The organism is uncultured Bacteroides sp. (assembly GCF_949298305.1).
GTDB lineage: Bacteria > Bacteroidota > Bacteroidia > Bacteroidales > Bacteroidaceae > Bacteroides.
Window position 1 is genome coordinate 45,576 of sequence record NZ_CASFWU010000014.1, and the last position, 7,633, is coordinate 53,208.

Genomic DNA, 7,633 nt, shown 5'->3' on the forward strand with positions numbered 1-7,633 from the left:
TCGAATGGATATTCCAAGGACAATGAAATAGGTATTCCAAAGACTATCGAATGGATATTCCAAGGACAATGGAATTCCAAAGGGATTAAAGAAACTATTATTTTTCCTGTTTTTCGGACAAATCCTCAATGGGTTATGCCGGAATAGGTTGAGGCCATAAGGCCTCAGAACAGATTGAGACGATTTTCCCGGGCCTCCTCGATGGAAACGGTCTTGATTTGCCGATTGCCACGAGATGCCAAAGCCTCCTGCTCCTGAGCAAGCTGGCGAACGAAATCTTCCCGCTGGACAGGATTCATCAGGCGGGCAGCTACCGTGGCATTTTGTGAAGCATCTTTCAGATGCACCACCGGCGCATGGTAAACGGGAGCAATTTTCAGGGCCGTATGCAGCTGCGAGGTGGTGGCACCACCTATCAGCAAAGGGACATCCAGACCGGCCTTCTCCAGTTCGGCAGCCACATGCACCATCTCTTCCAGCGAAGGTGTAATCAATCCGCTCAAACCAATCATGTCCACCTTCTCCTCCTGTGCCTTCTGCACAATGGTCTCTGCGGGCACCATCACCCCGAGGTCTATAATCTCATACCCGTTGCAGGCCATCACGACGGAGACGATGTTCTTGCCGATGTCGTGCACATCGCCCTTTACCGTGGCAAGCAGCACCTTGCCGGCAGAAGCCGTACTATCCGTCCGCTCGGCCTCGATGACCGGCTGCAGGATGGCCACCGCCTTCTTCATGGTGCGTGCCGTCTTCACCACCTGGGGCAGAAACATCTTGCCCGCCCCAAAGAGGTCGCCCACGTGGTTCATACCCGCCATCAGAGGGCCTTCGATGATATCCACCGCCCGCGGATATTTCTTCAGGGCCTCGGCCAAGTCTTCCTCCAGATAGTCCCCCACTCCTTTGGTCAGCGCATATTTCAGGCGGTCTTCCACCGAAGTGCCTTCGCGCCAAGCCAGTTGTGCATGAGCAGCCGATGAGCGCGCTTCGGGATTGTTGCCCTTAGCCGCCTCCGCTTCCGCCTTCAACCGCTCGGCAGTCTCTATCAGGCGTTCGGCAGCATCGGGACGACGGTTCAGCACCACGTCCTCAATGCGCTCCAGAATGCCGGAAGGAATATCGGTATAAAGTACCGATGAGGCCGGATTCACGATGCCCATGTCCATGCCTTCGCGAATGGCATGATAAAGGAAAACGGCGTGCATGGCCTCGCGGATATAATTGTTACCTCGGAAAGAAAAAGAAAGATTGCTTACTCCACCGCTCACATGGGCTCCCGGCAGATTCCTAAGAATCCATCCCGCCGCACGGATAAAGTCTACCGCATAGTTATTGTGTTCTTCCATGCCGGTAGCTACGGCCAAGACATTGGGATCGAAAATAATGTCATTCGGATTGAAACCGACTTTGTCTACCAACAGCCGATAGGCACGTTCACAAACCTCTATCTTACGCTCGTAAGTATCGGCCTGGCCTTGTTCGTCGAAGGCCATTACCACCGCTGCCGCTCCATAACGGCGGATGGTGCGTGCATGCTCCAAGAACTTTTCCTCTCCCTCCTTCAACGAAATGGAGTTTACCACCGCCTTGCCTTGCAAACACTTCAATCCTGCCACGATAACTTCCCATTTTGAAGAGTCTATCATCACAGGCACACGGGCTATTTCAGGTTCGGAGGCTATCAGATTCAAAAAGGTGGTCATTTCCCTGGTGGCATCCAAGAGACCGTCATCCATATTGATATCAATCACTTGTGCCCCGTCTTCCACCTGCTTGCGGGCAATACTGAGGGCTTCATCGTAGTTCTTTTCATTAATCAGGCGAAGGAACTTGCGCGATCCCGCCACATTACACCGTTCGCCAATGTTGACGAAGTTATTCTCTGGCTTCACTTCCAGCAATTCAAGCCCCGACAACCAGAGGTATTCAGGACGGGCAGCAGGCACATGCGGAACCGCTCCTTCGGCCATAGAGACAAAACGGGCTATGTAAGCATCGGTCGTTCCGCAACATCCGCCTACGATGTTGACCAACCCCTCATCAATATATTCTTTAACTTCACGCGCCATCTCTTCGGGAGTCTGGTCATATTGCCCCAAGCTATTGGGCAACCCCGCATTGGGATAAGCACTGATATAATAAGGAGCGCGGGAGGCCAATTGTTGAAGAAAAGGCTTCAACTGACGGGCGCCAAACGAGCAGTTCAAACCTACAGAAAAAATATCAGCATGCTGGACGGAAGCGAGAAAAGCCTCCAGTGTCTGACCGGAGAGGGTACGTCCTCCAGTGTCAGATATTGTCACAGATAGCATCAAAGGAACCCGGCGCTTCATGGCCTCCATAGCCAATTCGGCAGCATGAAGCGCAGCTTTAGCATTAAGCGTATCGAAGATTGTCTCTATCAGAAGAGCATCCACTCCACCTTCCAGCAGGGCTTCCATCTGTTCCCGATAAGCATCGGACAGCTCATCATAAGTCAAAGCCCGAAAAGCAGGATTGTTCACATCAGGACTCATGGAACAGGTCTTGTTCGTAGGACCTACGGAACCGGCTACAAAACGAGGTTTCTCCGGACAACGGACAGTGTACTCATCCGCTAATTGCCGGGCCATTTTTGCCGCTATCCGATTAATCTCGCCAACATACTCTTGCACATGGTAGTCGGCCATACTGACACGCGTGGCGTTAAACGTATTGGTTTCTATGATGTCAGCTCCGGCTTCCAAATACTTGCGATGAATATCCTGCACCACATCGGGACGAGTCAGACAAAGCAGGTCGTTGTTTCCTTTCATTTGCCCAGGGAGATGGATAAAGCGTTCTCCTCTGAAATCTTCTTCTGTCAGGCCATATTGCTGTATCATGGTACCCATTGCCCCATCCAGTATCAGAATGCGTTCACGTACCAGTTCTTCCATACTTGCCTTCTTCATCGTTCCGTCCTCCGTCTCGGTTAATATTTAAACATGCGTGCCATGTCACGCTTGTCATCCTTCTCTTTCAAGGCCTCCCGTTTGTCATATTGCTTTTTTCCTTTGGCTAAAGCCACCACAACTTTAGCCAGTCCTTTTTCGTTGATGAACATACGCACTGGAACAATAGTAAATCCTGGATCTTTCGACCCACGAGCCAATTTTTCCAGTTCTTTCTTAGTCAGCAATAATTTTCGCTCCCTGCGTGCCGAGTGATTGTTATACGAACCATAGAAATATTCGGCTATGTGCATGTTCTTCACCCACAATTCACCGTTTGAAAAATAGCAAAATGTATCGACCAGACTCGCCTTTCCCAATCGGATAGACTTTATTTCAGTACCCGTCAGCACGATGCCGGCAGTATAGGTGTCTATCAGTTCATAATCAAACGTAGCACGTTTGTTTTTTATATTGACAGGAGCTTGTTTCATATATCAAAAAGAGTTTATACACTATCAGGAGACATCAGTTCAGCAACAAAATCAGCTTGTTGAATACAAATTGTATCACTACCGGGCAAAGCAATAACAGGGCAGAAGCAAGAATGGTGAAACGCAAACGGTCTTTCTCGGCAATTTGCAACAATCCCTTACTGCCTTCCCACACAATGTAGACAATATAAAACTGAAACAACATGGCGATGATGACAAAATCTGGCAATACGCCAATAATGATTTGAAGAAGGAAAGGTACCACCAGCGCATATCCGGCAAACTGCTGAGTTAAACGCAAATCGTTTTCCTGCATGAACAGGCGCACCCGCAACTCGTTAATCAGATAAGCAGCCAGAAAATAGCCGCCAAACAACGAAACAGCCACAGCACAGCACTGCGTCATGGCATATTGAAAACTTTGCGGGCCATCCCATCCTTTCAGCAGCAAAGCGCCAATGAAAACAGACAACCCGCATAAACCAATCATAGGATAGACAAAATCGGTAAATACCGTTCGTCTATCCTCTACCAAACGAATTTCCTCCCAGGCACGGGCCGGAGAGGAAATCAGTAAAAACGCTCTATGAAATAAATCTTTGTAATTCAAGGATTAATCTTTAATATCACAACTCCATACAGACTCCGTAGCCCCATCCAGAGAATCATTCGACGAGTTGGTCTTGGTTACCACTTTCAATCTTGTAGGCTTAACTCCTGCTTTTCCCTGGAAAGCATAGATAGCATACGACAGGTTATAAGCCTTAAGACCGGCATAATAGGACGATTTACGTTCAACATTCTCCTCACTGCCGTCTGCCACTACGTGATTCAAGGTCAGAACCAATTCCGTATCGCCGTTCTTTACTTCGTCCATATTATAAGTCAGCACAAATGTATGCTTATCCAGTTCAATCTTCTGCTCATCTTCGTCCGAAACGACTTTAATCCAATAAGCCATCGGCAAAAACAACCATTTGTTGTCAAATCCGACAAACGGCTCTATGTTACCGGCACCTCCGTAAATTACTGAAATGTATCCCGAAAGAGCGAACATAGGTGCATTAGCCTGTGAATAACTGGATTCAGAGATAGGGCCTTCCGAACCTTTTGCAGTCAAATCGGAGGCTGTACTACCTGCGTAGAGAGTACCCGTAATGCTCTCAGCTTCGGCAGACTGCTGGGTAGAATCGTATTGGAAATAAAAGAAATACATGTTGCCGGGTGTGAAAGTCTCAGTAGTTCCAGACAACACTACCTGCTGTCCGCTTGCCATGGAGAACGTAGGAGGATAATAATTCACACATTCGCCATAAACAGGTACAGTCACAATGGGATCGCTCTCAGTGTTCAAACATGAAGTTAAAGAAATGCCCAATAATAAGGTAAGGGCCACTGCAAAAAGTTTCACTTGTTTCATTTCTCTTTTTTAATATTTGGGTTTGCAAAATTAGACAAAAGAATCGGCTTACATAGTATCACATCCGTTTTTTCATTGTTTTTAAGAAAATGGAAAGAGATACCGATTACTGCATTAAGCAAGCATATTTAACCTTTATTTACAATCCAGTCCGTCATTATCTTCCTTCACAACATTTGCAAACAACTCCAAATGCTCGTCTACGTAGGTAGCAATACAAGTGGTAAATTCTTCCTCTTTTTCCAGAAACTCGTCTTCCAAATCATCGAAAGCCCCGTATTGCTCATACATGGCCATAAACTCGTCATCTGTCCGTTCGCGTTCCAAATCCTGCCGATGGGCATCATATATCTTCCGTGCCGCATAAACCAATCGTCCCAGGTCGTTCAGCCCCCACAGGCGCATTACTTTGGCAAACGGATTGACAAAGATGTATCCACCATAGCCATTCTGTATCAGCTGGCAAAAGCCTCCCTCCATCACCTCGTCGCGAAAAATCTGATATGCCAGCAACGAATGCTGCTCAGCCGTCAGCAACGGCATGGTTTCGGCAGTAAGAGCACCGCCGATTTTTTGTTTGTAAGCATCGGTAAACACTTGGATAAAAGCGTCCATTCCCTCAGAGGCTGCTTGGCGCAAAGCACTGTCTTTTACTTCAATCATTTGAATTGCTTTTTTGTTATGCAAAACTACAAATAAAAAGGAAAAAGAACGAAAGTTACACATAGAAAAAGAAAATCTCCACCTCAACAAGCCCCCATTTCCTTACTTTTGCGAACAGTTAAACGTCTCAATTCAAAAAATAACGATAACCATGAAAAAATTCATTTGTACAGGATCTTTTCTATTCCTGCTAACAGTGGCTTGTGGCGGGAACCCCACTACGTCAACTGATATTCCGACAAATCCGAATCCTTCTCCTGAAGAAACTCCAGAAGTAACAGTCAACGCACCGGCTTTTCCCGGTGCCGAAGGTTTTGCCCGCAATACCACCACGGGAGGACGTGGCGGCATCATCTATCACGTAACTAATCTGAACGATGACGGCACAGGTTCCTTGCGGGCCGGACTCAAGATGAGCGGACCACGCATCATAGTATTCGATGTATCAGGTATCATCGAACTAAGCAAAACCCTCGAAATAAAAAACGGCGACGTCACCATTGCCGGACAGACAGCCCCTGGTGACGGCATCTGTCTAAAAAACTATTCGTTCGTCATCAAGGCGAACAACGTCATAGTACGTTTCATCCGTAGCCGTATGGGTGACGAACTGAAGACTGAAGACGATGCCATGTGGGGACGCAACCTGCAAAACATCATAATAGACCACTGCAGCATGAGTTGGAGTACAGACGAATGTTCGTCTTTTTATGGCAACAAGAACTTCACCATGCAGTGGTGCATCCTCAGCGAGAGCCTCACCAACTCTGTACACGGTAAAGGCAGCCACGGTTATGGCGGCATCTGGGGAGGAGAAGGAGCCAGCTTCCACCACAACCTGATGGCACACCACAAAAGCCGCACGCCACGCCTCTGCGGCAGTCGTTTCTCTGGTCGTCCGAATGACGAACTGGTAGATTTGCGTAACAATGTGTACTATAATTGGGGACCCACCAACGGAGGCTATGCCGGCGAAGGAGGCAGTTACAACATGGTAAATAACTACTACAAACCCGGTCCTTCCACTGCTACCAAAGAAAGCCTTGTAAATCGGATTTTCCAACCGAATGCTGATGACGGTTCACAAAAGAACCCACAAGGTATCTGGGGCACTTTCTATGTCAACGGCAATTATTTCGACAACAGTTGCCCGCAAATACAAAATCACAAAAAAAAGGAAAAAGTACTGTCCCTGATTGATGCCGTCAACCAAGACAACTGGAAAGGCATTCATGCCAACCTCAACAACGGCAACCTTCCTGACGGTAGTCTAGATGGTATCCGTGCCAACATTCCGTTTGAAGTAGCAGCTGTAGGGACACATAGCGCAACCGATGCTTATCAGAAGGTTTTAAACTACGCCGGAGCCTGTCTAAAACGTGATGCCATAGACCAACGCATTATCGCCGATGTTGAGAACGGACAGTACGAATACGAAGGTAGCAACGGCAGTACCAATGGACTCATCGACTCACAAGCTGACGCAGGCGGATGGCCTGTATACAACAGCATCGAGAAACCACAGGATACAGACAATGACGGCATTCCAGACAACTGGGCTGACATTAATCTTCCTGCCGGCAAGACATATCGCGACATAGACCCAGCTACCGGTTATTGCTATCTGGAACTCTATATCAACAGCCTGGTAAACGATTTGATGAAAGCGGGTATTGAAAGCAGTAAAGAATCGCCTTGTTCTACAGACTTCTAAATCGGCATATTCATACATTCTCAATCTTTTGTTATTCCCTTAACATCAACTACAACAAGAATTAAGTATCACAAGTTCATTAATTGACTGTAGTTAAGGATTTAAATCAATACTTTATGGTGGGAAAACGATCATACACTCAAACTATCCAGCACGAACTCCTAGTTCCCCAGCGGGTTATAAATCCTTCAGCCCTTGCAAGTTTCACACTTGCAGAACTTGAGCCAAGAAGGAAATTCAATATTCAAAATAAACCACAAAGCTAACCGTATCCGAAGTAAGCGATTAGAATTTACCATCAAAGCCAATTTTTCCAATTGGCCTGATGGTAATCATTCTATTTTCCGACACGATAATTTTATCGGCTGTTTTTCAGCCGATAAAATAAAAATGTCCGCAAGAAAATATTTTTGTTTTAACATTTCGG

Annotated in this window: 7 protein-coding genes; 2 read left to right on the plus strand and 5 right to left on the minus strand. The window is 47.0% G+C overall.

Annotation, left to right across the window (positions count from 1 at the left end; genetic code table 11):
• Positions 1 to 164: 164 nt before the first annotated feature.
• From metH to Q1Y74_RS03290, 5 genes are all read right to left on the minus strand, one after another.
• Complete coding sequence (gene metH / locus Q1Y74_RS03270; RefSeq protein WP_300812301.1) at positions 165 to 2,936, minus strand: methionine synthase; 2,772 nt, start codon at positions 2,934 to 2,936, stop codon at positions 165 to 167.
• A 20-nt stretch (positions 2,937 to 2,956) separates the two neighbouring features.
• Positions 2,957 to 3,409: an SsrA-binding protein gene (gene smpB / locus Q1Y74_RS03275; protein ID WP_300812302.1), complete on the minus strand. Its 453-nt coding sequence runs from the start codon at positions 3,407 to 3,409 to the stop codon at positions 2,957 to 2,959.
• A 34-nt stretch (positions 3,410 to 3,443) separates the two neighbouring features.
• The gene (locus Q1Y74_RS03280) at positions 3,444 to 4,019 is read right to left on the minus strand and encodes a Yip1 family protein (RefSeq protein ID WP_300812303.1); all 576 of its coding nucleotides are present in this window, start codon (positions 4,017 to 4,019) and stop codon (positions 3,444 to 3,446) included.
• 3 nt (positions 4,020 to 4,022) lie between these two features.
• Positions 4,023 to 4,829, minus strand: a complete 807-nt coding sequence (locus tag Q1Y74_RS03285; protein WP_300812304.1) for a hypothetical protein — start codon at positions 4,827 to 4,829, stop codon at positions 4,023 to 4,025.
• Between the two features lie 135 nt (positions 4,830 to 4,964).
• Positions 4,965 to 5,492, minus strand: coding sequence for a DMP19 family protein (locus Q1Y74_RS03290; protein ID WP_300812305.1), 528 nt, complete (start codon positions 5,490 to 5,492; stop codon positions 4,965 to 4,967).
• A 151-nt stretch (positions 5,493 to 5,643) separates the two neighbouring features.
• Between Q1Y74_RS03290 and Q1Y74_RS03295 the strand changes: the two genes are divergently transcribed.
• Positions 5,644 to 7,206 carry a pectate lyase gene (locus tag Q1Y74_RS03295; protein ID WP_300812306.1) on the plus strand — a complete coding sequence of 521 codons (1,563 nt, stop codon included), beginning with the start codon at positions 5,644 to 5,646 and terminating at the stop codon, positions 7,204 to 7,206.
• 219 nt (positions 7,207 to 7,425) lie between these two features.
• A partial coding sequence (locus tag Q1Y74_RS03300) for a hypothetical protein (RefSeq protein ID WP_300812307.1) occupies positions 7,426 to 7,633 on the plus strand: 208 nt, incomplete at its 3' end.